This is a genomic window from Caulobacter sp. (assembly GCF_039596335.1).
Lineage (GTDB): Bacteria > Pseudomonadota > Alphaproteobacteria > Caulobacterales > Caulobacteraceae > Caulobacter.
Genome location: NZ_JBCNJZ010000005.1, coordinates 243,280 through 264,160, shown reverse-complemented (window position 1 = coordinate 264,160; position 20,881 = coordinate 243,280). Strand labels below are relative to the sequence as shown.

The 20,881-nt window shown below is 67.5% G+C and carries 20 protein-coding genes; 19 read left to right on the top strand and 1 reads right to left on the bottom strand.

The genetic code is table 11. The annotated features are described in order from the left end of the window. The first annotated feature begins 73 nt into the window (after positions 1–73). From rhmD to ABDW31_RS12470, 11 genes are all read left to right on the top strand, one after another. Positions 74–1,252 (top strand): L-rhamnonate dehydratase, encoded by a 1,179-nt coding sequence (gene rhmD, locus ABDW31_RS12520; RefSeq protein ID WP_184718796.1) that lies wholly within the window; start codon positions 74–76, stop codon positions 1,250–1,252. 22 nt (positions 1,253–1,274) lie between these two features. After that, positions 1,275–2,138 carry a fumarylacetoacetate hydrolase family protein gene (locus ABDW31_RS12515; protein WP_184718794.1) on the top strand — a complete coding sequence of 288 codons (864 nt, stop codon included), beginning with the start codon at positions 1,275–1,277 and terminating at the stop codon, positions 2,136–2,138. Next, positions 2,135–2,884 (top strand): SDR family NAD(P)-dependent oxidoreductase, encoded by a 750-nt coding sequence (locus ABDW31_RS12510; RefSeq protein ID WP_343698892.1) that lies wholly within the window; start codon positions 2,135–2,137, stop codon positions 2,882–2,884. The genes ABDW31_RS12515 and ABDW31_RS12510 overlap by 4 nt, the downstream gene beginning before the upstream one ends. 13 nt (positions 2,885–2,897) lie before the next feature. Next, the gene (locus ABDW31_RS12505) at positions 2,898–3,806 is read left to right on the top strand and encodes an amidohydrolase family protein (protein WP_184718790.1); all 909 of its coding nucleotides are present in this window, start codon (positions 2,898–2,900) and stop codon (positions 3,804–3,806) included. A 75-nt stretch (positions 3,807–3,881) separates the two neighbouring features. Then, positions 3,882–4,178, top strand: a complete 297-nt coding sequence (locus ABDW31_RS12500) for an L-rhamnose mutarotase (protein WP_184723834.1) — start codon at positions 3,882–3,884, stop codon at positions 4,176–4,178. Positions 4,179–4,236: 58 nt separating this feature from the next. Further along, complete coding sequence (locus ABDW31_RS12495) at positions 4,237–5,346, top strand: glycoside hydrolase family 88 protein (RefSeq protein ID WP_184718788.1); 1,110 nt, start codon at positions 4,237–4,239, stop codon at positions 5,344–5,346. Between the two features lie 86 nt (positions 5,347–5,432). After that, positions 5,433–7,010, top strand: coding sequence for an MFS transporter (locus tag ABDW31_RS12490; protein WP_184718786.1), 1,578 nt, complete (start codon positions 5,433–5,435; stop codon positions 7,008–7,010). An 84-nt stretch (positions 7,011–7,094) separates the two neighbouring features. After that, positions 7,095–9,377, top strand: coding sequence for an acyl-CoA dehydrogenase (locus ABDW31_RS12485; RefSeq protein WP_184718784.1), 2,283 nt, complete (start codon positions 7,095–7,097; stop codon positions 9,375–9,377). A gap of 82 nt (positions 9,378–9,459) precedes the next feature. Next, the gene (locus tag ABDW31_RS12480) at positions 9,460–10,407 is read left to right on the top strand and encodes a UDP-glucuronic acid decarboxylase family protein (protein WP_184718782.1); all 948 of its coding nucleotides are present in this window, start codon (positions 9,460–9,462) and stop codon (positions 10,405–10,407) included. A gap of 103 nt (positions 10,408–10,510) precedes the next feature. Next, the gene (locus tag ABDW31_RS12475; protein WP_184718780.1) at positions 10,511–11,653 is read left to right on the top strand and encodes a PepSY domain-containing protein; all 1,143 of its coding nucleotides are present in this window, start codon (positions 10,511–10,513) and stop codon (positions 11,651–11,653) included. Next, positions 11,650–11,832, top strand: a complete 183-nt coding sequence (locus ABDW31_RS12470; protein ID WP_184718778.1) for a hypothetical protein — start codon at positions 11,650–11,652, stop codon at positions 11,830–11,832. Before ABDW31_RS12475 ends, ABDW31_RS12470 begins: the two co-directional genes overlap by 4 nt. A gap of 326 nt (positions 11,833–12,158) precedes the next feature. On the opposite strand, the gene ABDW31_RS12465 is transcribed toward ABDW31_RS12470, so the two are convergent. Beyond that, entirely contained in the window at positions 12,159–12,677 is a 519-nt protein-coding gene (locus tag ABDW31_RS12465; RefSeq protein ID WP_184718776.1) for a MarR family transcriptional regulator, read from the bottom strand. 546 nt (positions 12,678–13,223) lie between these two features. On the opposite strand from ABDW31_RS12465, the gene ABDW31_RS12460 reads away from it, so the two are divergent. The 8 genes from ABDW31_RS12460 to virB11 are packed head-to-tail and all read left to right on the top strand — an operon-like array spanning position 13,224 to position 20,807. After that, positions 13,224–13,844, top strand: a complete 621-nt coding sequence (locus tag ABDW31_RS12460; RefSeq protein ID WP_221444663.1) for a lytic transglycosylase domain-containing protein — start codon at positions 13,224–13,226, stop codon at positions 13,842–13,844. Further along, complete coding sequence (locus tag ABDW31_RS12455) at positions 13,844–14,164, top strand: TrbC/VirB2 family protein (protein ID WP_184718774.1); 321 nt, start codon at positions 13,844–13,846, stop codon at positions 14,162–14,164. Before ABDW31_RS12460 ends, ABDW31_RS12455 begins: the two co-directional genes overlap by 1 nt. A 3-nt stretch (positions 14,165–14,167) precedes the next feature. Continuing rightward, positions 14,168–14,455 (top strand): type IV secretion system protein VirB3, encoded by a 288-nt coding sequence (locus tag ABDW31_RS12450; RefSeq protein ID WP_184718772.1) that lies wholly within the window; start codon positions 14,168–14,170, stop codon positions 14,453–14,455. Continuing rightward, entirely contained in the window at positions 14,434–16,806 is a 2,373-nt protein-coding gene (locus ABDW31_RS12445) for a VirB4 family type IV secretion/conjugal transfer ATPase (protein WP_184718770.1), read from the top strand. Before ABDW31_RS12450 ends, ABDW31_RS12445 begins: the two co-directional genes overlap by 22 nt. A 2-nt stretch (positions 16,807–16,808) precedes the next feature. Continuing rightward, on the top strand, positions 16,809–17,987 hold the full coding sequence (locus tag ABDW31_RS12440; protein WP_184718768.1) for a type IV secretion system protein: 1,179 nt from the start codon (positions 16,809–16,811) through the stop codon (positions 17,985–17,987). Further along, positions 17,984–18,727, top strand: a complete 744-nt coding sequence (locus tag ABDW31_RS12435; RefSeq protein ID WP_184718766.1) for a TrbG/VirB9 family P-type conjugative transfer protein — start codon at positions 17,984–17,986, stop codon at positions 18,725–18,727. Before ABDW31_RS12440 ends, ABDW31_RS12435 begins: the two co-directional genes overlap by 4 nt. Next, entirely contained in the window at positions 18,724–19,824 is a 1,101-nt protein-coding gene (locus tag ABDW31_RS12430; RefSeq protein ID WP_184718764.1) for a TrbI/VirB10 family protein, read from the top strand. Before ABDW31_RS12435 ends, ABDW31_RS12430 begins: the two co-directional genes overlap by 4 nt. Beyond that, on the top strand, positions 19,824–20,807 hold the full coding sequence (gene virB11 / locus ABDW31_RS12425; RefSeq protein WP_184718762.1) for a P-type DNA transfer ATPase VirB11: 984 nt from the start codon (positions 19,824–19,826) through the stop codon (positions 20,805–20,807). The genes ABDW31_RS12430 and virB11 overlap by 1 nt, the downstream gene beginning before the upstream one ends. Positions 20,808–20,881 lie beyond the last annotated feature (74 nt).

The window sequence follows — 20,881 nt, the reverse complement described above, 5'->3', positions numbered from 1 at the left end:
CCGCCCTGCTCGCGCCTCTCCTTGTCCCGAACGTCGCCTGGGCGACGTCCTAAAGGTTGGAGCCTCGTCGCCCATGGCGTTTCCGGTCATCAAGCATGTTCGCGCCTTCGTGGTCCGTGGCGGCGGCGCCGACTATCACGACCAGGGCGACGGCCACTGGATCGACGACCACATCGCCACGCCGATGTCGCGCTATCCGGAATATCGCCAGAGCCGCCAGTCGTTCGGCATCAACGTGCTGGGCACGCTGGTCGTCGAGATCGAGGCCGCCGACGGCACGATCGGTTTTGCGGTGACCACCGGCGGCGAGCCGGCCGCCTATATCGTCGAAAAGCACCTGGCCCGCTTCCTGGAAGGCCGCGACCCGACCGAGGTCGAGAAGATCTGGGACCAGATGTACTTCTCCACCCAGTATTACGGCCGCAAGGGCCTGGTGGTGAACGCCATCTCAGGCGTCGACTTGGCGCTGTACGACCTGCTGGGCAAGCTGCGCCAGGAGCCGGTCTACGCCCTGCTGGGCGGTAAGGTGCGCGACGAGCTGACCTTCTACGCCACCGGCGCGCGTCCGGACCTGGCCAAGGAAATGGGCTTCATCGGCGGCAAGATGCCCCTGCACCACGGTCCGGCCGAGGGCGAGGAAGGCCTGCGCAAGAACCTCGAAGAACTGGCCACCATGCGCGAGCGCTGTGGCGAGGACTTCTGGCTGATGTTCGACTGCTGGATGTCGCTGGACCTCAACTACGCCACCAAGCTGGCCCACAAGGCCCACGAATATGGCCTGAAGTGGATCGAGGAAGCCCTCAGCCCCGACGACTACTGGGGCTATCGCGACCTGAAGAAGAACGCGCCCAAGGGCATGCTGGTCACTACCGGCGAGCACGAAGCCACCCGCTGGGGCTTCCGCATGCTGCTGGAGATGGAATGCTGCGACATCATCCAGCCGGACGTGGGCTGGTGCGGCGGCGTCACCGAACTGATCAAGATCGCCAACCTGGCCGACAGCAAGGGCGTGATGATGATCCCGCACGGCTCGTCGGTGTACAGCTACCACTTCGTCATCACGCGCCATAACAGCCCGTTCGCCGAGTTCCTGATGATGGCCCCGAAGACCGACGAGGTGGTGCCGATGTTCCACCCGCAGCTGATCGGCGAACCCGTGCCGGTGAACGGCAAACTCAAGCTCTCAGACGCGCCGGGCTTCGGCGTCGAACTCAATCGCGAGGTCGGTCTGCACCGTCCTTACGCCCGCTGATCCCTATCGAAAGCGTATCCCCATGAAACTGCTCCGCTACGGCCCGAAGGGCTCCGAGAAGCCCGGCCTGCTCGACGCGCAAGGCCAGATCCGCGACCTGTCGGGCCACGTAGCCGACATCACCGGCGCCCAGCTGTCGCCAGCAAGCCTGAAGGCCCTGGCCGCGATCGACCCCGCCACCCTCCCGGTGGTCGAGGGCTCGCCCCGCTACGGCGTGCCGGTGAACGGCGTCAGCAAGTTCATCGCCGTGGGCCTGAACTTCGCCGACCATGCCGCCGAGTCGAACCTGCCGATCCCCGAAGAGCCCGTGCTGTTCACCAAGGCCGTCAGCTGCCTGACCGGCCCGAACGACAACGTCATGATCCCGCGCGGCTCGGAAAAGACCGACTGGGAAGTCGAGTTGGGCGTCGTGATCGGTTCGCGCGCGTCCTACGTCACCGAAGCCGAGGCCCTGGACCACGTGGCCGGCTACGTGCTGATCAACGACGTCTCGGAACGCGCCTTCCAGATCGAGCGCGGCGGCACCTGGGACAAGGGCAAGGGCTGCGACACCTTTGGCCCCGTGGGCCCCTGGCTGGTCACCTCGGACGAGGTGGGCGACCCGCAGAACCTGGGCATGTGGCTGGACGTCAACGGCGATCGCAAGCAGGACGGTTCGTCCAAGACCATGATCTTCCCGATCAGCAAGCTGGTTTCGTACATCAGCGAGTTCATGACGCTGGAGCCGGGCGACCTGATCACCACCGGCACCCCGCCCGGCGTCGGCATGGGTCAGAAGCCCTCGCCCGTCTATCTGAAGGCCGGCGACGAAATCCGCCTGGGCATCGAGAAGCTGGGCGAACAGCGCCAGATCGTCGTGGCCTGGTCGAAGGACGGCGCCCAATGACCGTCTACGCAGAGCGCTTCGCCGGCCGCACGGCCGTCATCACCGGCGGCGCCTCGGGCCTGGGCAAGGACACCGCCAAGCGCCTGGTCGCCGAAGGCGCCAAGGTCGCCCTGTGGGACCTGAACGCCGACGCGCTGAAGGCCGCCGCCGAGGAGGTGGGCGCCAGCTTCACCTACGCCCTCGACGTCTCGGACCAAGCCGCGGTCGCCGCCGCGACCAAGGCCAGCCTGGACACGCTCGGCAAGATCGACGTCCTGGTCAACTCGGCCGGCATCACCGGCGCGACCGTTCCGGTGCACGAGTTTCCGCTCGACAGCTGGCAGCGCGTGATCGACATCAACCTGAACGGCCTGTTCTACTGCTGCCGTGAAGTGGTGCCGCACATGCTGGCGGCCGGCTACGGCCGGATCGTCAACGTCGCCTCGGTGGCCGGCAAGGAAGGCAATCCCAACGCCAGCGCCTATTCGGCGTCGAAGGCCGGTGTGATCGGCCTGACCAAGTCGCTGGGCAAGGAACTGGCCGGCAAGGGCGTGATCGCCAACGCCCTGACCCCGGCCACCTTCGAAAGCCCGATCCTGGCCCAGCTGCCGCAGAGCCAGGTCGACTACATGCGGGGCAAGATCCCGATGGGCCGCCTGGGCGAGATCCACGAGAGCACCGCCATGGTCTGCTTCATGGCGTCGGAGGAATGCAGCTTCACCACCGCTGCGACCTTCGACACCTCGGGCGGCCGGACCACCTTCTAGGGATACTGGAGCCATGGCGTACACCGGCCCCATCGTCGATCCCCACATGCACCTGTGGGATCTGGATCGGCACTACTACGCCTGGCTCCAGGACACCCCGCTGCCGAACAATCCGGCCGGCGACATGTCCGGGATCGCCTACAAGTCCTATGGCCTGTCGGACTATCTGGCCGACGCCAAGGGCTGGAACGTCGTGCAGACCGTGCATGTCGAATGCGGCCTGCCGCCCAAGGACCAGCTGTCGGAAACCGACTGGCTGCAAGAGATCGCCGACACGCGCGGCGTGGTGGCCGGTATCGTGGCCGGCGCCAACCTGGACGATCCCGATGTTGAGTCCATGCTGGCCGACCACGCGACGCGCCGGAGCGTTCGGGGCATCCGCCAGATCGTCAACTGGCACGAGGACCCGACAAAGACCTACGGGCCTTCCGACAAGCTGCTCGACACCCGTTGGAGGACGGGTTTCGCGCTGCTGGCCAAGTACGGCCTGTCGTTCGACCTGCAGCTCTACGCCTCGCAGATGGCCATGGCCGCCGAACTGGCCGACGCCCATCCGGACATCCCGCTGATCGTCAATCACGCCGGCATGCCGACCGATCGCGACGAGGCGGGGCTTCAAGCCTGGCGCGAAGGCCTGACCGTCCTGGCTCAGCGCCCGAACGTGACCTGCAAGATCTCGGGCCTGGCCATGGTCGATCGCGCTTGGAGCATGGAGAGCTTCAAGCCTTTCGTCCTGCGGGTCATCGAGACCTTCGGCGTCGAGCGCTGCATGTTCGCCAGCAACTTCCCGGTCGAGCGCGTGCATGGCAGCTTTGGCGCGTTCTACGCGGCCTATGATGCGATCACGGCGAGCTTCAGCGACGAAGAGCGCGAAGCCCTGTTCGCCGGCAACGCCCGGCGCGTGTACCGACTACCCCAATAAAAAGACAATAAGAACAATCGCCTACAGGAGGACTTTGTGAGCACGACACCCGAGGACCGTCCCCTCGCCTTCCGCATGCAGCTCAAGGCCGGCGTCGCCGCCGAGTATGAGCGCCGCCACGACGAACTGTGGCCGGACCTGGCGGAAGCCCTGCGCGACGCGGGGATCTACGATTATTCGATCTTCCTGGACGAGGAGACCATGAGCCTTTTCGCCGTGCTGCGCCTGCGTTCCGACCACAACAAGGACGCCCTGCCGCTGCAGCCGGTGATGAAGCGCTGGTGGGACTTCATGGCCGACCTCATGGAAGTCCATCCGGACAATAAGCCGGTCGAATGGCCGCTGAAGCCGGTCTTCCACTTCGCGGGCTAAAGCCCCGCCCCCTTTCGGCGCTCGCCGCCCTACCTGACTTTCTTTCGGAGACTTCCCCGTGCCCAATCTCGCCCATGGCCTGGACGCCAAGGACATCAAGGCCAAGATCGCCTCGCTGATCAGCAACCTCGTGGACATCACCGACGAGACCGGCGAGTTTCTGCTGCGCCTGGACGATGGCCGCGTCATCGACACCAAGGGCTGGAACGACTGGGAGTGGACCCACGGCGTGGGCCTGTACGGCCTGTGGAAGCAGTACGAGATGCACGGCGACGAGCGCGCCTTCGACATCATGACGAAGTGGTTCGAGGACCGCTTCGCGGCCGGCACCCCGACCAAGAACATCAACACGGTCTCGCCGTTCCTGACCCTGGCCTATCTGTACGAGGCTACCGGCGACCACACCTACATCCCCTATCTCGAGACGTGGGCCGACTACGTCATGTACGAGGGCCCGCGCACCGAGGAAGGCGGCTTCCAGCACATCGTCTTCAACAGCGAGAACCCGCAGCAGCTGTGGGACGACACCCTGATGATGAGCGTGCTGCCGCTGGCCAAGATCGGCTTGCTGCTCGACCGCCCCGACTTCGTCGAGGAGGCCAAGCGCCAGTTCATGGTCCACATCAAGTACCTGGCCGACCGCAAGACCGGCCTGTGGTTCCACGGCTGGACCTTCGAGGGCCGTCACAACTTCGCCGACGCCCTGTGGGCGCGCGGCAACTGCTGGGTGACGATCGCCATCCCCGAGTTCATCGAGCTGCTGGACCTGAAGCCCGGCGACGGCCTGCGCGCCTTCCTGATCGACGCGCTGGAAGCCCAGATCAAGGCGCTGGCTCAGTTCCAGGACCAGGAGTCGGGCCTGTGGCACACGATCATCGACGACAAGACCTCGTACCTGGAAGCCTCGGCCACGGCCGGCTTCGCCTACGGCGTCCTCAAAGCCGTGCGTAAGCGCTACATCAGCAAGGACTACGAGGCCGTCGCCATCCGCGCCATCAAGGGCGTGCTGGCCAATATCGATGAGGCGGGCGAGCTGCAGCAGGTCTCGTTCGGCACCCCGGTGTTCGACACGATCCAGGGCTATAAGGACATCCCGCTGACCTCGATGCCTTACGGCCAGTCCCTGGCCATGCTGGCCCTGGGCGAGTTCCAGCGCGCCTTCATCTAACGACGACCGCACAGTAGCCGGTCCGCCCAGGGGGACGGACCGGCGAAGGGGCGCAAAGACCCCGCCTCAAAGGGAAAGACACGCACATGGCCTCGTCGGACGCTCGCACGCCCACCTGGATCAACTACTGGGGCTGGGGGTCTGGCGACATGCTGGGGGCCGGCGCGCAGGCGGTGATCACCGGCTGGCTGGCCTATTTCTTCATCACCTTCTGCGGGCTGTCGCCGGTTGAGGCGGGCCTGATCCTGGGTTTGCCGCGCCTGCTGGAAGCGATCACCTGCCCGCTGATCGGCTACATCTCCGACAACCTGCGCCACACCTGGATCGGGCGGAAGATCGGCCGGCGCAAGGTGTTCCTGATCGCCACCATTCCGCTGTTGCCGGCCTTCGCCCTGATCTTCGTCAGCGGCCAGACCTTCACCTACTACCTGGTGACGTTCATCTTCTTCGAGTTCGTCTACACGATGTTCCTGATCCCGTGGGAGACACTGGCCGCGGAGATGACCAAGAAGTACGAGGAGAAGGCCAAGTTCGCCGGCGCGCGGATGATGGTCGCCCAGAGCTCGGCGATCCTGGCCTCGTATCTGCCGACGCTGATCATCAACAATTTCGGCGGCAAGGACTCGCCCAACACCTTCCTGATCATGGCCGCCATCTTCGGCGTGCTGTTCAGCTTGGTCGTGACCCTGGTGGTTTTCCTGTCGTGGGAGCGCCCCTACACCGAGGACGAAAAGCTGATCCAGCCCGAGCCGATGGACTGGAACAAGGCGGCGATGATTCCGGTCAACATGTTCCGCGACCTGTTCTCGACCCTGAAGATCAAGGCCTTCCGCCAGCACCTGTCGCTGTATCTGGGCGGCTATATCAGCCAGGACATCTTCAACACCGCCTTCCCGCTGTTTGTGGCCACGGTGATGATGGGCGCGACCCTGGTGATCTCGCAGCTGATGACGACCATGTACGTGGCGCAGCTGATCTCGGTGATGGTCGCCGTCAATGTCGTGATCCGCACCGGCCCGGTTGTGGCCTATCGCATCGCCATCAGCTTCTTTGGCGCGGCCCTGGCGCTGTACCTGGCCTTCTACCTGACCAAGCCGGCAGGCTTCGCCGAGGGGCTGTCGGCCCTGGGCGGCAATCTGCTGGGCGGCGGCGCCAGCCCGTTCCTGCTGTTCTGGCTGTTCGTGCCGATCATCCTGGCGGGCCTGGGCCGCGGGACGCTGAACTTCGTGCCGTGGAGCGTCTACAACTACCTGCCCGACGTCGACGAGGCCGTCACCGGCCAGCGCCGTGAAGGCATCTTCGCCGGCGTCATGACTCTGACCCGCAAGGTCGCCCAGTCCGGCGCGATCGTGCTGACCACCAGCCTAATCGGCCTGGGCGGCTTCGTCGCCGCCGACAAGGCCCACCCCGGCGCGGTGATCGTCCAGACGCCGCAGGCCGTGCTTGTGCTGGTGCTGGTCATGGTCGGCGGACCGGCCCTGGTCATGCTGGCGGGCCTGGCCGCGTCGTGGTCGTTCCGCCTCAACGCCCGCACCCACGCGGTGCTGGTGCACGAGGTCGAACGCCTGCGCGCCGGCGAGACCGAGGCCGAGACGCCGGAGTCCAAGAAGATCGTCGAGGACCTGACCGGCTGGCGCTTCGAACGCTTGTGGGGGCGCGGCTGATCCCACGCCCTTAAGGCGAAGTTTCGTCGGAGCCTGAGCGGCCGACCGGCGTTTGACACCTCGAGTAACTATCGAGGCAGCGTCATGACCAGCAGCTCTTCCTTCCGCCGGGACACGATCACCCGCCCCATCTACCAGTGGGCCAAGGGCGTCCTGCCCGCCCTGTCGGACACCGAGCGCGACGCCATCGAGGCCGGCGACACCTGGTGGGACGCGGCGCTGTTCACCGGCGATCCGGACTGGAACGAGCTTCTCTCGTTCCCGAAGCCGCAGCTGACGCCTGAAGAGCAGGCCTTCTTCGACGGCCCGGTCGATACGCTGTGCGCCATGCTCGACGACTGGAAGATAACCTGGGAGACGCGCGACCTGCCGCCCGAGGCCTGGGATTTCCTGAAGCGCGAGAAGTTCTTCGGCATGATCATTCCGAAGGAGTACGGAGGCCTTGGCTTCTCGGCCTTTGGCCACGCCGAGATCGTCCGTAAGATCGCCACCCGCTCGACCTCCGCGGCGGTGACGGCGATGGTCCCCAACTCGCTCGGCCCGGGCGAACTGATCGTCAAGTTCGGCACGAAAGAGCAGCAGGACTACTGGCTGCCGCGCCTGGCCGACGGAACCGAAATCCCCGCCTTCGGCCTGACCAGCCCCGAGGCCGGTTCCGACGCCGGGGCCATGGTCGACGAGGGCGTGGTTGTACGCGGGACCTGGAAGGGCGAGCAGGTGCTGGGCATCCGCCTGAACTGGCACAAGCGCTACATCACCCTCGGCCCCGTCTGTACGGTGCTGGGCCTGGCCTTCAAGCTGCGTGATCCCGACGGCCTGTTGGGCGGTAAGGAAGACATCGGCATCACCTGCGCCCTGGTCCCGACCGACACCCCCGGGGTCAAGATCGGCCGCCGCCACCTGCCCGCCTTCCAGACCTTCCAGAACGGGCCCAACTGGGGCGAAGACGTCTTCATTCCGCTGGACCTGGTCATCGGCGGCGCTGACCGCGTCGGCCAGGGCTGGAAGATGCTGATGACGGCGCTGGCGGCCGGCCGCGGCATCTCGCTGCCGGCCATGTCGGGCGCGGCGGCGGCGTTCAGCGCCCTGACCACCGGCTCTTACGCCCGCGTGCGCCAGCAGTTCGGCCTGCCGGTCGGCAAGTTCGAGGGCGTGCAGGAGCGCCTGGCCCGCATCGCCGGCAACGCCTATCTCGTCGACGGGGCGCGTCGTCTGACCTGCGCCGGCTTGGACATGGGCAAGCACCCGTCGGTGATCTCGGCCCTGCTGAAGTCGGGCGCCACCGAGCGGATGCGGGTGGTGATCAACGACGCGATGGACGTGCACGGCGGCAAGGCGATCATCGAGGGCCCCCGCAACTACATGGGCAGTCAGTACCGCGCCATTCCGGTCGGCATCACGGTCGAGGGCGCCAACATCCTGACCCGCAGCCTGATGGTGTTCGGTCAGGGCGCGATCCGCGCGCACCCGTACATGCTCAAGGAAATCCTGGCTCTGGGCGAAGAGGACGAGGCCAAGGGCCTGGCTGAGTTCGACGAGGTGTTCTGGACCCACGTCGCCCACGCCCTGCGCAACGGCATCCGCGCCACGGCCCGCGCTTGGACGGGCGGCGCCCTGTCCCCCGCCCCGGACGCCGGCCGGGCCAGCGGCTTCTACCGCCAACTGGGCCGTTACAGCGCCGCCTTCGCCCTGACCTCGGATATCGCCCTGCTGACCCTGGGCGGCGAGCTGAAGCGCAAGGAGATGCTGTCGGCGCGCCTGGGCGACATTCTGTCGGAGATGTACTTCCTGTCCGGCGCTCTCAAGCGCTGGGAGGACGAGGGCCGCCAGGACGACGACTTCCCGCTGTTGCGCTGGAGCGCCGAGACCGCGTTCGCCACCATCGAGAAGCGCTTCGACGAGGTGTTCGCCAACCTGCCCAACCGCATCGCCGGCTGGCTGCTGCGCGCGGCTGTGCTGCCGTTCGGCGCCCGTCGCCGCGGTCCGCCGGACCACGTCACCCGTGCCTGCGCCGAACTCTTGATGCATCCCTCGCCCACCCGCGACCGCCTGATCGAGGGTGTCTATGTCGGCGGCAAGGACGAGGCGATCGGCCAGCTGATCGACGCCTTCGACCGCGTCGTGGCCACCCAGCCGATCCACGACCGCCTGAAGGAGCAAGGCGTGCGCCAGTGGAAGGACGGCCTGGCCAAGGGCCTGCTGAGCCCTGACGAGATCGCCGCCCTGAGCGCCGCCGATGACGCGGTGGCGGCCGTGGTCGCGGTCGACGACTTCAGCCAGGAAGAGCTGTCGCCCACCGCGCCTCAGCCCGCCCTGCCGGCCAAGCGCGCCCGGGCCAAGCCGATCGCTGAGCCCTCGCTCGGCTAAGCGAAAACACGACCTTGGAGCGAGGACCGGCGCCGCTGTACAAGCAGACAGCGGCGCTGAGTCCCTGAAGGTCTGTCGGTCGATGCATAACCAGAGAATTCTCGTCACCGGCGGCGCCGGCTTCGTCGGTTCGCACCTGTGCGACCGCCTGCTGGAGACCGGCGCGGAGGTGCTCTGCGTCGACAACTACTACACCGGCTCGCGCCTCAACGTGGCGCAGAATCTGGCCAACCCGCGCTTCGAGCTGCTGCGTCACGACGTGACGATGCCGCTGTATGTCGAGGTGGACCAGATCTACAACCTGGCCTGCCCGGCCAGCCCGGTGCACTACCAGTTCGACCCCGTGCAGACGACCAAGACCAGCGTCCACGGCGCCATCAACATGCTGGGCCTGGCCAAGCGGGTGAAGGCCAAGATCCTGCAGGCCTCGACCTCGGAAGTGTACGGCGACCCGACCATCCATCCGCAGGTCGAGAGCTACTGGGGCAACGTCAATCCGATCGGCATCCGCTCGTGCTACGACGAGGGCAAGCGCTGCGCCGAGACCCTGTTCTTTGACTACTGGCGCCAGCACAAGCTGCGCATCAAGGTGGCGCGGATCTTCAACACCTACGGCCCGCGCATGCACCCCAATGACGGGCGCGTGGTGTCGAACTTCATCGTCCAGGCGCTGCGGGGCGAGGACATCACCCTGTATGGCGACGGCAACCAGACGCGCTCGTTCTGCTATGTCGACGATCTGGTCGACGGCCTGATGCGGCTGATGAACACCGGCGACGAGGTCACCGGCCCGATCAACCTGGGCAACCCGGTCGAGTTCACCATGAAGCAGCTGGCCGACCTAGTTCTGGAGCTGACCGGTAGCCGCTCGGGCCTGGTGCATCGCCCCCTGCCCTCCGACGACCCGCGCCAGCGCCAGCCTGACATCACCCTGGCCAAGGAGATCCTGGACTGGACCCCGACCGCGCCGCTGAAGGTCGGGCTGATGAAGACGATCGAATATTTCGACGGCCTGCTGAAGGCGGCCTAGCGGCCGCTTCACGCGACGAAACCCCGGTGCGGTGTTGTGGCGACCGCGTTAAGCGGCTACGCGAACAAGTCTCACTCTCAAGGGCTTCGAGTTCGCCTTGTCGATGTCGCGCAAAGCCGTCCGCGCCTGGTCGCTGGTTCACAAATGGACCAGCCTGATCTGCACGGTCTTCCTGCTGATGCTGTGCGTGACCGGCCTGCCCCTGGTCTTCCATGACGAGATCGACGGTCTGACCCGCCGCGAGGCCCCGATCGTCGCCCAGCCCGGCCAGCCGGTGCTGAACCTGGACCAGGTGCTGGACACCGCCCTGAAGGCCCGCTCCGGCGAGGTCGGCCTGTTCATGAGCTTCGACATCGACCGGCCGGTGGTCAATGTCACCAGCGGCCCGCGCCCCGACGCGCCCGAAACACAGATGCACTTCGCGTCGATCAACCAGACCAACGGACAGATCCTGACGCCCGCCGCCGCCGGTCCGGTCGGCCAGGTGATGGACGTCATCCTGCGCCTGCACACCGACATGTTTCTGGGCCTGCCCGGCTACCTGTTTCTCGGCTTCATGGGCTTGCTGTTCTTCATCGCCATCGTCTCGGGCCTGGTGATCTACGCCCCGTTCATGCGCAAGATCGCCTTCGGTACGGTGCGCGCCTCGCGCTCCACCCGCTTGAAATGGCTGGACTATCACAACCTCCTGGGCGTGGTGACGGCCGCCTGGGTGGTCGTCGTGGGCCTGACGGGCGTGATCAACACCCTGTCGACGCCGATCCTGCAGATTTGGAAGGCTGATCAGTTGGCGGCCATGACCGCGCCCTACAAGGGCAAGCCGGTCCCCACGCGCCTGGCGTCCATCGACGCGGCGGTGAAGACGGCCCAGGCCGCGGCCCCGGGCATGCGTGTGCAGTTCGTGGCCTTCCCTGGCGGCTCGTTCTCCAGCAATCACCACTATGCGGTGTTCCTGCAGGGCGCGACGCCGGCCACCCAGCGCCTGCTGACCCCGGCCTTGATCGACGCTGAGACCGGCCAGCTGACCGCCATCCGCCGCATGCCCTGGTACGCCCAAGCCCTACTGCTGTCGCAACCACTGCACTTCGGCGACTACGGCGCCCTGCCCCTGAAGCTGCTGTGGGCGATCCTGGACATCGTGACGATCATCGTGCTGGGCAGCGGCCTCTATCTGTGGCTGGCCCGCCGCCGCACGCCGGCCCATGACGCGGTGATCCCGCCGCCCGAAGCGCCGGAGGCCGCATGAGCAAGACCTCCTCCAGCTTCCGCCGCGTGTGGACCATCCCCATCGTCGTCGCGATCGCCAGCCTGGTCGGCCTGATCGCCGGCCTGATGGGCGACGACATGCTGGACTGGATCGCCTGGATCGGCCTGGGCGCGGCTGTCGCCGTACTGGCCTGGGCCCTAGTCGTTCGCCGCGCATAATCCACAGGCGCGAGCGAGCGGCGCGCGCCGTTTCAACTTTCCCTTGCTCAATTGCGGCGCCTTTTGGGCCGATGCGCGTTCAACTCTGTGGCGACCCAGGACGTCGCGGCAGGGGTACCATGCGCAGGTTTCGGTTCGAGGTCATCGCACCAGAGCACTTTCCGGATCCGGAGGGCGTGCTGCTGCGCAGTCTGGACGAGGCCAAGCTGGAAGCCGTCAAGCTGGGAGCCGCTCTGATCCGGGACTATCCGGAAGTCTTCGCCAAGCCGGGTCCGTGGACGATGGCGATCCTGGACGAGAGCGGCCAACTGCTGGCCGAGGTCGATCTAAGGACGCAGACGCGAGCCAGCCTTCGACTGGCCCATGACGGCGCGGCCACGTTCAAGCCGGATGGCCACGGGCCTGGGACCTTCGGCGACGGCCAGCTTTATCTGCGCCAGGGAGCGCGCAAGAAGGACCGATAGCGCGTCCAGATCGTCGCGCGAGAAGTCGGCGAAGACGCTGGCGTGCACCGTCTCCAGCGACGCCAGGATGGACTCGACCAGCGCGCGGCCGCTGTCGGTCAACTCGACCAGCACCAGGCGGCGGTCTTTGAGCGGGGTGGCGCGGGCGACATGCTTGGCGGCCACTAGTCCGTCGATGGTCCGCGTCAGGGTCGTACGGTCCGCACCGATCACGCCGGCCAGCATCGACATCGACGACGCGCCCTCCTTGTGCAGGGCGTCCAGGACCAGCCACTGCCCCAGGACGATCCCGTGCCGCCCGAGCTTCTCCCCCACGAGCAGCCGGCGGGCCTGTTCGGTCTGGTAGAGCAGTCGGTTGAGGTCGTCGATATTGAGCGGCAAGGCTGGATTCCGTTGCTGGTCCTAGACCTTGAACGCGGAACTGCGCCCGAAGATGGCGACGGCGCGGCGCTTTGTGGCGCCGATGAGTCCTGAGCGAGTCCTAGTGAAGAGCCGTCCAGGCGACGGCGACGATCATCACCCATCCGCTCACCAGGCTGAAGGCGAAATTACGGACCAGCAGGTCCCGGGTCTTGATGAACGGCAACATGAAACGCCCCGACTGAACTTGAACGCAGGCTGCCGACCGATTCCATCCACAGGCAAGTGTGTATCGAAGACTCAAAGGAGATTCTTTTGTGACCCTACAAAACGCCCGATGTACTCACTCAGTACTTCTTGGAGCACTTCAGTAAATTAACCATCATTTAACGATTTGAAAGAGTTCAAAACCCGACATTCGCGTAAGGCCAAGCTGAGATCAGGACTTCAAAACATCATTTTTGACATCCCGATCAAATCATTATGCGCCAACCTGCCGCATTACACTCATCGATCGCTCCCGTTACACAGTTAACCAAGTTGATTTGATCGTATGAGGGGGCGTCATTGACGTTCGACATCGTTCGCCAGGCCTTGCTGGCGGCGGCCGCGGTCGGCTGCCTCTTCGCCAGCCCTGTCGCGGCCCAAGTGCTGGAGATCGGGGACGAGGGCCAGGTCTCGACCTATGACGGTCCGGCCGTCTTCACCGCCGAGGGCGCGACGCGCCTGGCGCCCGCCGTCGCGGCCCCTGCCCTGCTGGTCGCCAGCAGCGCGCCGGACGCCGTGCGTCGCGAACTGTCCTCGGCCGCCGACGCCTATGCCCTGGATCGCGGTCTGGTCGAGGCCGTGGCCTGGCGCGAGAGCCGCTTTCGCCCCGCCGCCCGCTCGTCCAAGGGTGCGATCGGCGTCATGCAGCTGATGCCCGACACCGCCCGCGACCTGGGCGTCGATCCGTTCGATCCCGCCCAGAACATCCGCGGCGGCGCGCTCTATCTGCGCCGCATGCTCACAACCTTCGGCGGCGACGTGCGCCTGGCCCTGGCCGCCTACAACGCCGGCCCCGGCGCGGTGCGCAAGCATGGCGGCGTGCCGCCCTACGCCGAAACCCAAGCCTACGTCACCTCCATCCTCGGCCGCATGGCCGCTACCGGCGCCGCCTTCGCCGTCCCCGCCCTCGGAGCCCAGTAATGCGTAAGTTCATCGCCTCTAAAACCGCCACGCTCACCACCGTCCTGACGGCCGCCGCCAGCCAGGCCCAGGCCCAGGTCGTCCAGGCCGATCCGCAAGGCTCCAGCGCTCTGTTGGCCGGCGTCACCTGGCTGCAGGGCAGCCTAATGGGCAATGTCGCCACCGCCGTGGCGGTGATGGCCGTGGCCGCTGTCGGCTTCATGATGCTGACCGGCCGCCTCAACTGGCGCTACGGCGCGACCGTGATCCTGGGCTGCTTCATCCTGTTCGGCGCCACCACGATCGTCAGCGGCATCCGCGCCGCCTCGGGCGCGGCCTAAGCCATGGTCGCCCCGCTGGATCGCGACGTGGTGTTCGGCGCCCTGACGCGCCCGCAGATGTTCGCGGGCGTGACCTACAGCTACTTCGTAGTCAACGGGGTGGTCACCGCCGAACTCTTCCTGATCACCAAGTCGTTCTGGGCCATCGCCGCCGCCCTGGTGATCCACGCGATCGGCTACGCGGCCTGCCTGCGCGAGCCCCGCATCTTCGATCTCTGGCTGACCAAGGTCAGCCGCTGGCCCCGCGTACCCAATTTCCGAGCCTGGCGATGCAACAGCTACAGCGCGTGAACCCGCGCAAAGAGATGACGGCCGGCAAGCGCCTGCCGTACGCCCGCCACCTGGACGACGTCACGATCCAGACGCGCGACGGCCTGCTGATGCAGGTGATCCATCTGGCCGGCCTGCCGTTCGAGACGGCCGACAGCGAAGAGCTGAACTATCGCAAGGCCGTGCGCGACGTGATGCTGCGTGGCCTGTCGAGCTCGCGATTCGCCATCTACCACCACATCGTCCGCCGCCAGGTCGACGCCCGGACCGAAGGCGCGTTCGACGACGCCTTCAGCGCCGACCTCGACGCCGCCTGGAGCGAGCGCCTGGCCGCTCGCAAGCTCTACGTCAACGACCTGTTCCTGACGATCGTCCGTCGCCCGCTGCAGGGCCATGGGGGCGTCATCGACGGCTTCCTGCGCGCCCTCAAGGGGACCGACAAGGCCGAGGCCGCCGCCACCCTGGCCGCCGACCGCCGCGAACTGGACAGCGCCCGCGATAGCCTGATCTCGGCTCTCGCCCCGTACGGCGCGCGCCTGCTGAGCGGTTATGACGGTCCTGGCGGCCGCTGCTCGGAACCTCTGGAATTCCTGTCCTGCCTCTACAACGGCGAGATGCGCCCGGTGCTGACGCCGCAAGGCGACGCCGGCGAGTACCTGCCCTATCGCCGCGCCAGCTTCGGCCACGAGACCCTGGAACTGTCCCGCGCCGGCGCCCTGGCGCGCGGCTTCGGCTCGATGGTCTCGGTCAAGGACTACCCCGCCCAGACCACGCCGGGGATGCTGGACGACCTACTGCGACTGCCGTGCGAGATGGTGGTCAGCCAGAGCTTCGGCTTCGTCGATCGCCAGCCGACCCTGGAGCGCATGAACCTAGCCTTGCGCCGCATGAAGGCCGCCGATGACGACGGCCTGTCGCTGCGCGCCGACCTGACCCGCGCCAAGGACGACGTCGTCTCGGGCCGCGCCGCCTTCGGCGAGCATCACCTGACCGTCCTGGTGCGCGGCGAAAGCCTCGACGGTCTGGACCGCTCAACGGCCGAAGTGATGTCGGCCTTCACCGAGATGGGCGCCATCGCCGTGCGCGAGGACATCAATCTGGAGCCGGCGTTCTGGGCCCAGTTCCCGGGCAACTTCAAGGACATCGCTCGAAAAGCTCTGATCTCGACCGCCAACTTCGCCGGCTTCGCCAGCGGCCACAACTTCCCGGTCGGCCAGGCCGGCGGCAACCACTGGGGCCACGCGGTGACCCTGCTGGAGACCACCTCGGCCGGTCCGTACCACTTCAACTTCCACAAGGGCGACCTGGGCAACTTCACGGTCATCGGCCCGTCGGGTTCGGGCAAGACGGTGGTGCTGAACTTCCTGCTGGCCCAGGCCCGCAAATACAGCCCGCGCATCGTGTTCTTCGACAAGGATCGCGGCGCGGAGATCTTCCTGCGCGCCATCGGCGGCCGCTACGAGACCCTGCGCCCCGGTCAGCCGACCGACTTCAACCCGCTGGCGCTGGAAGACACCGCCGCCAACCGCCGCTTCCTGACCGAGTGGGTCGCCAAGCTGGTCTCGATCCCGGGCGAGACGCTCTCGGCCGACGACGCCGCGCGGATCAAGGACGCCGTCGACGCCAGCTACGATCAGGCCCCGGGCCTGCGCCGCTTGCGCTACTTCGCCGAGCTGTTCCGGGGCGCGCGCCGTCCCGACGCCGCCGATCTGGCCGCCCGCCTGGCCCCTTGGCACGGCGCGGGCGAGCACGCCTGGCTGTTCGACAACGAGACCGACGGCCTGGACCTGGACCAGCCGACCCTGGGCTTCGACATGACCCAGCTGCTGGACGACCCGGCGCTGCGCACCCCGGCCATGATGTACCTGTTCCACCGCGTGGAGCAGCGCCTGGACGGCCACCCGACCCTGATCGTCATCGACGAGGGCTGGAAGGCCCTGGACGACGACGCCTTCGTGGCGCGGATCAAGGACTGGGAAAAGACCCTGCGCAAGCGCAACGGCGTGGTCGGCTTCGCCACCCAGAGCGCCCAGGACGCCCTGGAGAGCCGCATCGCCAGCGCCATCATCGAGCAGGCCGCGACCCAGATCTTCATGGCCAATCCAAAGGCCCAGGCGAAGGACTATTGCGACGGCTTCGGCCTGACCCCGCACGAGTTCGAGCTGGTGAAGACCCTGCCCGACACCTCGCGCTGCTTCCTGATCAAGCACGGGACCGACAGTGTCGTGGCCCGCCTGAACCTGGCCGGCGCGCCGGAGTTGCTGACGGTCCTGTCGGGCCGCGAGAGCACCGTGCGCAAGCTGGACACCCTTCGCGAGCAACTGGGCGACGACCCCGCCGCCTGGATGTCGAAACTGCAGGAGGCCGCATAACCATGGCCAATGCTTGCGCCCCCACGGACGCCGGAATGGTCCAGGGCCTGATCGGCTCGGTCGACTGCCGCGTCCACGACCTCGCCCAAACTGGCTACGCCGCTCTCGCCGGCCCCGGCTCGCCGGTCGGCCTGCTGCTGACCGGTCTGCTGACCCTGTATGTCGTCTTCATCGGCTATCGGTTGCTACTGGGCAGAGGGACCTTGCGGGTCGGCGACGCCACTCTGCAGGTGATCAAGGTCGGGCTGATCCTGGCCCTGGCCACCAACTGGAACCTGTTCCAGACCCTGGTCTACAACACCCTGACCCGGGGTCCGACCGAGGTCGGCAGCCTGCTTCTGGGTGGTCTGCAAGGCCAGCCCAGCAATCCGTTCGCCCTGCTGCAGGACGCCTTCGACGGCCTCCAGCAGTCCGCCACGCTGATGGCCAGCCGGGCCAGCGCCGGCGCTGCGGCCATGCAAGGCGGTCCGGGCTTCGGCGCCTTCGCTGTCAACACCGGCGGCATGACCCTGGTCCTGTCGACGCTGGGCGTGCTGCTGGCCAGCAAGGTGGTCCTGGCGATACTCCTGGCCCTGGCACCGCTGATCGGCGGCCTGGCCCTGTTCGAGGCCACCCGCGGCCTGGTCGAGGGCTGGCTGAAGGCGATGATCGCCCTGGCCCTCATCCCGCTGATGACGACCCTGGCCCTGTCGCTGGAACTGGCCATGCTGGCCCCGTCGCTGAAGGCCCTGGCCGAAGCGCGCGCGGCCCAGCAGTTCGCCGCATTCGAGATTGATCCGGCCATCACCGTGCTGGTCCTGACCCTGGTCTTCGCCTTGGTCATGGTGCTGGCGGTCATCGCCTTGGCAGTCATCGCCGCGGGCCTGCGCCTGCCGCGCGGCCTGGCGGGCTCGCCGCTGGCCGACCAAGCCGCCGCTTCGAACGCCCCGCGCTACGCCGCCTCGCAGGTCGAGCCGATGAGCCGGGCCGTAACCATCGCCGCCGCGGCCGCCGCCATGGACCGCCGCGACGTCGCCCCCGCCGCCGACCCGATCGGTCCGCGTCTGCTGACCGTCGTCTCGGACCGCAGCCACACCGCCGGCCAAGCCGCCTACGCCGCGCCTAGCGCTCCGCTGGGCCAGACCTATCGCCGTACCCCCGCCCCCCGCCGCGCCGCCTCAGGCGCCCGGAGAGACCAGTGACCTTCGCTTACCCCCGTACGCTTCTCGCCGCCCTGGCCGTCGCCACGGCCCTGACCGGCCCTGCCCTGGCGGCCGACACCCCGCGTCCCGGCGCCGTGGACTCCCGCATCCGCACCGTCGCCTATGACCCCGACCAGGTCGTGCGCCTGACCGGCTATTTCGGAATCCAGACCATGCTGGAGTTCGCCCCTGACGAGCGCATCGAGAACGTCTCGATCGGCGACGCCCTGGGCTGGCAGGTCACGCCGAACAAGAAGGCCAACCTGCTGTTCCTGAAGCCGCTGGACCGTACGGCCGCCACCAACATGACCGTGGTGACCGACCGTCGGCGCTATGTGTTCGAGCTAGTCGTCGCAGGCCCCAAGGCCACAACCAAGGACCTGGCCTATGTGGTCCGCTTCCTGGTCCCCGCGCCCACACCGGCGTTCGTCGCCGCGCCCCCGACGCCGCCTGCCGCGCCGGTGGAGCGCAACAGCGCCTATAGCGTGAAGGGCGACGCGGCCATCCGCCCGTCCAAGATCTTCGACGACGGCGCGGCCACCTATTTCGCCTGGCCGGCCCAGGCCGACTTGCCGGCCGTGTTTGTGGTCGGCGCCGACGGCGTCGAGGGCTTGGCCAACGCCGTGGTCCGCGACGGCTACCTCGTCGTAGACCAACTGGCCCCGCGCTTCGTGCTGCGCTCGGGCAAGGCCAGCCTGACCGTCGCCAACGCCGCCTTCGCTTCAGGAGCGGCCCAATGACCGATCCCCGCCAGAACGCCCAGGTGCAGGAAGATCTCGCCGCCGCCGACGCCAAGGCCCTGCCGGCCGTCGCCCGCGCCCATGCCGGCGTGCCCACGCCCGTCATCATGGCCGGCTTCGGCCTGATGGGGGTCGGCGTGTTCATGTGGATGGCCAGCCACCGCGCCGACGCTCAACCGCGCCCGCAGCGCACGACGGTCGCCGCCGTTGCGACCCAGGCCGTTGCGACGACCGCACCGCCCGCACCAGTCGCCAGCATTCCCGGCCCGCAGTTCACCGAGAACAACAGCCTGGCCGCGACGCCGGCCCAGATCACCGCCATGAGCGCCGAGCCGCTGCCGCCCGTGCCGGCCGTGGACATGGACCAGCGCCGCCGCGCCCCGACCCTGGTGGTCGACTTCGGCGGCGCCCCGATCCTGGTCAAGGTCAATGCCGAGACCGCTGCGCCGATGACCAAGGCTGCCACCGAGACCGGCCTGAACCCGGACGAGAAGTTCGCCGACCGCCTGTCGGCCGGTGACGCTTCGCCCGCCAAGGCCACCGCCATGCGCGACCTCGACGCCGTCATCCCGCAAGGCGCGGTGATCCCGGCAGTGATGGAGACGGCGATCAATTCCGACCTGCCGGGCCTGGCCCGCGCCATGGTCACCCGTGACATCAAGAGCTTCGACGGCTCCACCGTGCTGATCCCGCGCGGCAGCCGGGTGATCGGCCAGTACAAGTCGGGCGTGGCCCAAGGCGCCTCGCGCGTCTTCGTGATCTGGACCCGGGTGATCCGTCCCGACGGTGTCTCCATCCAGATCGCCTCGCCCGCGGCCGACCCGCTGGGTCGCGGCGGCATCGAGGGCAAGGTCGATCGCCACTTCTTCGGCCGCTTCGGCGGGTCGATCCTGATGTCGGTGCTGAACGCCGGCGTTGCCGCGGTCGGCAACGCCCGCTCGACCTCGCAGATCTATATCGGCTCGGCGGCGCAGGCGGCCAACATGGCCGGCACGGTGATGAAGAGCGACCAGATCGCCCCGACCATCAAGACCGCTCAAGGCGCGCCGGTGACCATCTTCGTGGCCCGCGACCTCGACTTCTCGGACGCCCGCTGATGAGCGTCCACGCACCGAAGCTCGGGGTCTATCTGGAGGCCTATCTGGCGCCGCTGGCGCCGTGGCTGGCTGATCCGGCGGTGACGGACCTCTACGTCAACCGTCCCGGCGAACTGTGGGTCGAGCGCCTCGGCGGCGCCGCTGAACGGGTCGAGGTCCCGGCCCTGGACGAGACCAACCTGTGGCGACTGGCCCGCCAGGTCGCCAGCCTGTCCAGCCAGGGCGTCAGCCGCGAACATCCGCTGCTCTCGGCCGTGCTGCCCGACGGCGCGCGCGTGCAGGTCGTTGCCGCGCCGGCGACGCGCGAGGGCTTGGCCCTGGCCATCCGCAAGCACGTGGTCAGCGACCTGTCATTGACCGACTACGCCGCCACCGGGGCCTTCGATCAGGTGATGGCGCCGAAGACCAATTCCGACGCCATCCTGCGCGCCTTCCTGGACGCGGGCGACGTGCGCAACTTCCTGGCCGCCGCCGTGCGGGCGGGCAAGAACATCGTCGTCAGCGGCGGCACCTCGACCGGCAAGACCACCTTCCTCAACGCCCTTCTCAAGGAAGTGCCGCTGGACCAGCGTCTGGTCTTGATCGAGGACGCCCCGGAAATCCGCCTGGCCCACCCGAACGCCGTCGGTCTGGTGGCCGTGCGCGGCGATCAAGGCGAGGCCCGGGTCAGCGCCGAGGACCTGTTGCAGGCCTCGCTGCGCCTGCGGCCCGACCGGATCATCCTGGGCGAGCTGCGCGGAGCCGAGGCCTTCTCGTTCTTGCGCGCCGTGTCCAGCGGCCACCCCGGCTCGATGACCACCATCCATGCCGACGATCCGGCCGGCGCGGTCGATCAGCTGGCGCTGATGGCTCTGCAGGCCGGGGCCAATCTGCGCCGCGCCGACGTCGTCGACCACGTCCGGCGCGTCGTCGACATCTTCGTCCAACTTCACCGCCAAAACGGCGTCCGCGCGGTCAAGGAGATCCTCTTCCAGGACCGCTAACCCCTCTCAAATCCTCAGTTTTCTCTGGTTTTCCAGCTTAAGGCGCGCCGCCTGCTCTCGGCGCGTCAGGGACC

Bases quoted from the DNA above. Each gene is read 5' to 3' on its own strand.
- virB11 (WP_184718762.1), top strand. From the start codon at position 19,824: ATGAGCGTCCACGCACCGAAGCTCGGGGTCTATCTGGAGGCCTATCTG.
- ABDW31_RS12500 (WP_184723834.1), top strand. From the start codon at position 3,882: ATGCAGCTCAAGGCCGGCGTCGCCGCCGAGTATGAGCGCCGCCACGAC.
- ABDW31_RS12510 (WP_343698892.1), top strand. From the start codon at position 2,135: ATGACCGTCTACGCAGAGCGCTTCGCCGGCCGCACGGCCGTCATCACC.
- ABDW31_RS12480 (WP_184718782.1), top strand. From the start codon at position 9,460: ATGCATAACCAGAGAATTCTCGTCACCGGCGGCGCCGGCTTCGTCGGT.
- ABDW31_RS12475 (WP_184718780.1), top strand. From the start codon at position 10,511: ATGTCGCGCAAAGCCGTCCGCGCCTGGTCGCTGGTTCACAAATGGACC.
- ABDW31_RS12515 (WP_184718794.1), top strand. From the start codon at position 1,275: ATGAAACTGCTCCGCTACGGCCCGAAGGGCTCCGAGAAGCCCGGCCTG.
- rhmD (WP_184718796.1), top strand. From the start codon at position 74: ATGGCGTTTCCGGTCATCAAGCATGTTCGCGCCTTCGTGGTCCGTGGC.
- ABDW31_RS12440 (WP_184718768.1), top strand. From the start codon at position 16,809: ATGGCCAATGCTTGCGCCCCCACGGACGCCGGAATGGTCCAGGGCCTG.
- ABDW31_RS12505 (WP_184718790.1), top strand. From the start codon at position 2,898: ATGGCGTACACCGGCCCCATCGTCGATCCCCACATGCACCTGTGGGAT.
- ABDW31_RS12455 (WP_184718774.1), top strand. From the start codon at position 13,844: ATGCGTAAGTTCATCGCCTCTAAAACCGCCACGCTCACCACCGTCCTG.
- ABDW31_RS12490 (WP_184718786.1), top strand. From the start codon at position 5,433: ATGGCCTCGTCGGACGCTCGCACGCCCACCTGGATCAACTACTGGGGC.
- ABDW31_RS12450 (WP_184718772.1), top strand. From the start codon at position 14,168: ATGGTCGCCCCGCTGGATCGCGACGTGGTGTTCGGCGCCCTGACGCGC.
- ABDW31_RS12430 (WP_184718764.1), top strand. From the start codon at position 18,724: ATGACCGATCCCCGCCAGAACGCCCAGGTGCAGGAAGATCTCGCCGCC.
- ABDW31_RS12485 (WP_184718784.1), top strand. From the start codon at position 7,095: ATGACCAGCAGCTCTTCCTTCCGCCGGGACACGATCACCCGCCCCATC.
- ABDW31_RS12470 (WP_184718778.1), top strand. From the start codon at position 11,650: ATGAGCAAGACCTCCTCCAGCTTCCGCCGCGTGTGGACCATCCCCATC.
- ABDW31_RS12445 (WP_184718770.1), top strand. From the start codon at position 14,434: ATGCAACAGCTACAGCGCGTGAACCCGCGCAAAGAGATGACGGCCGGC.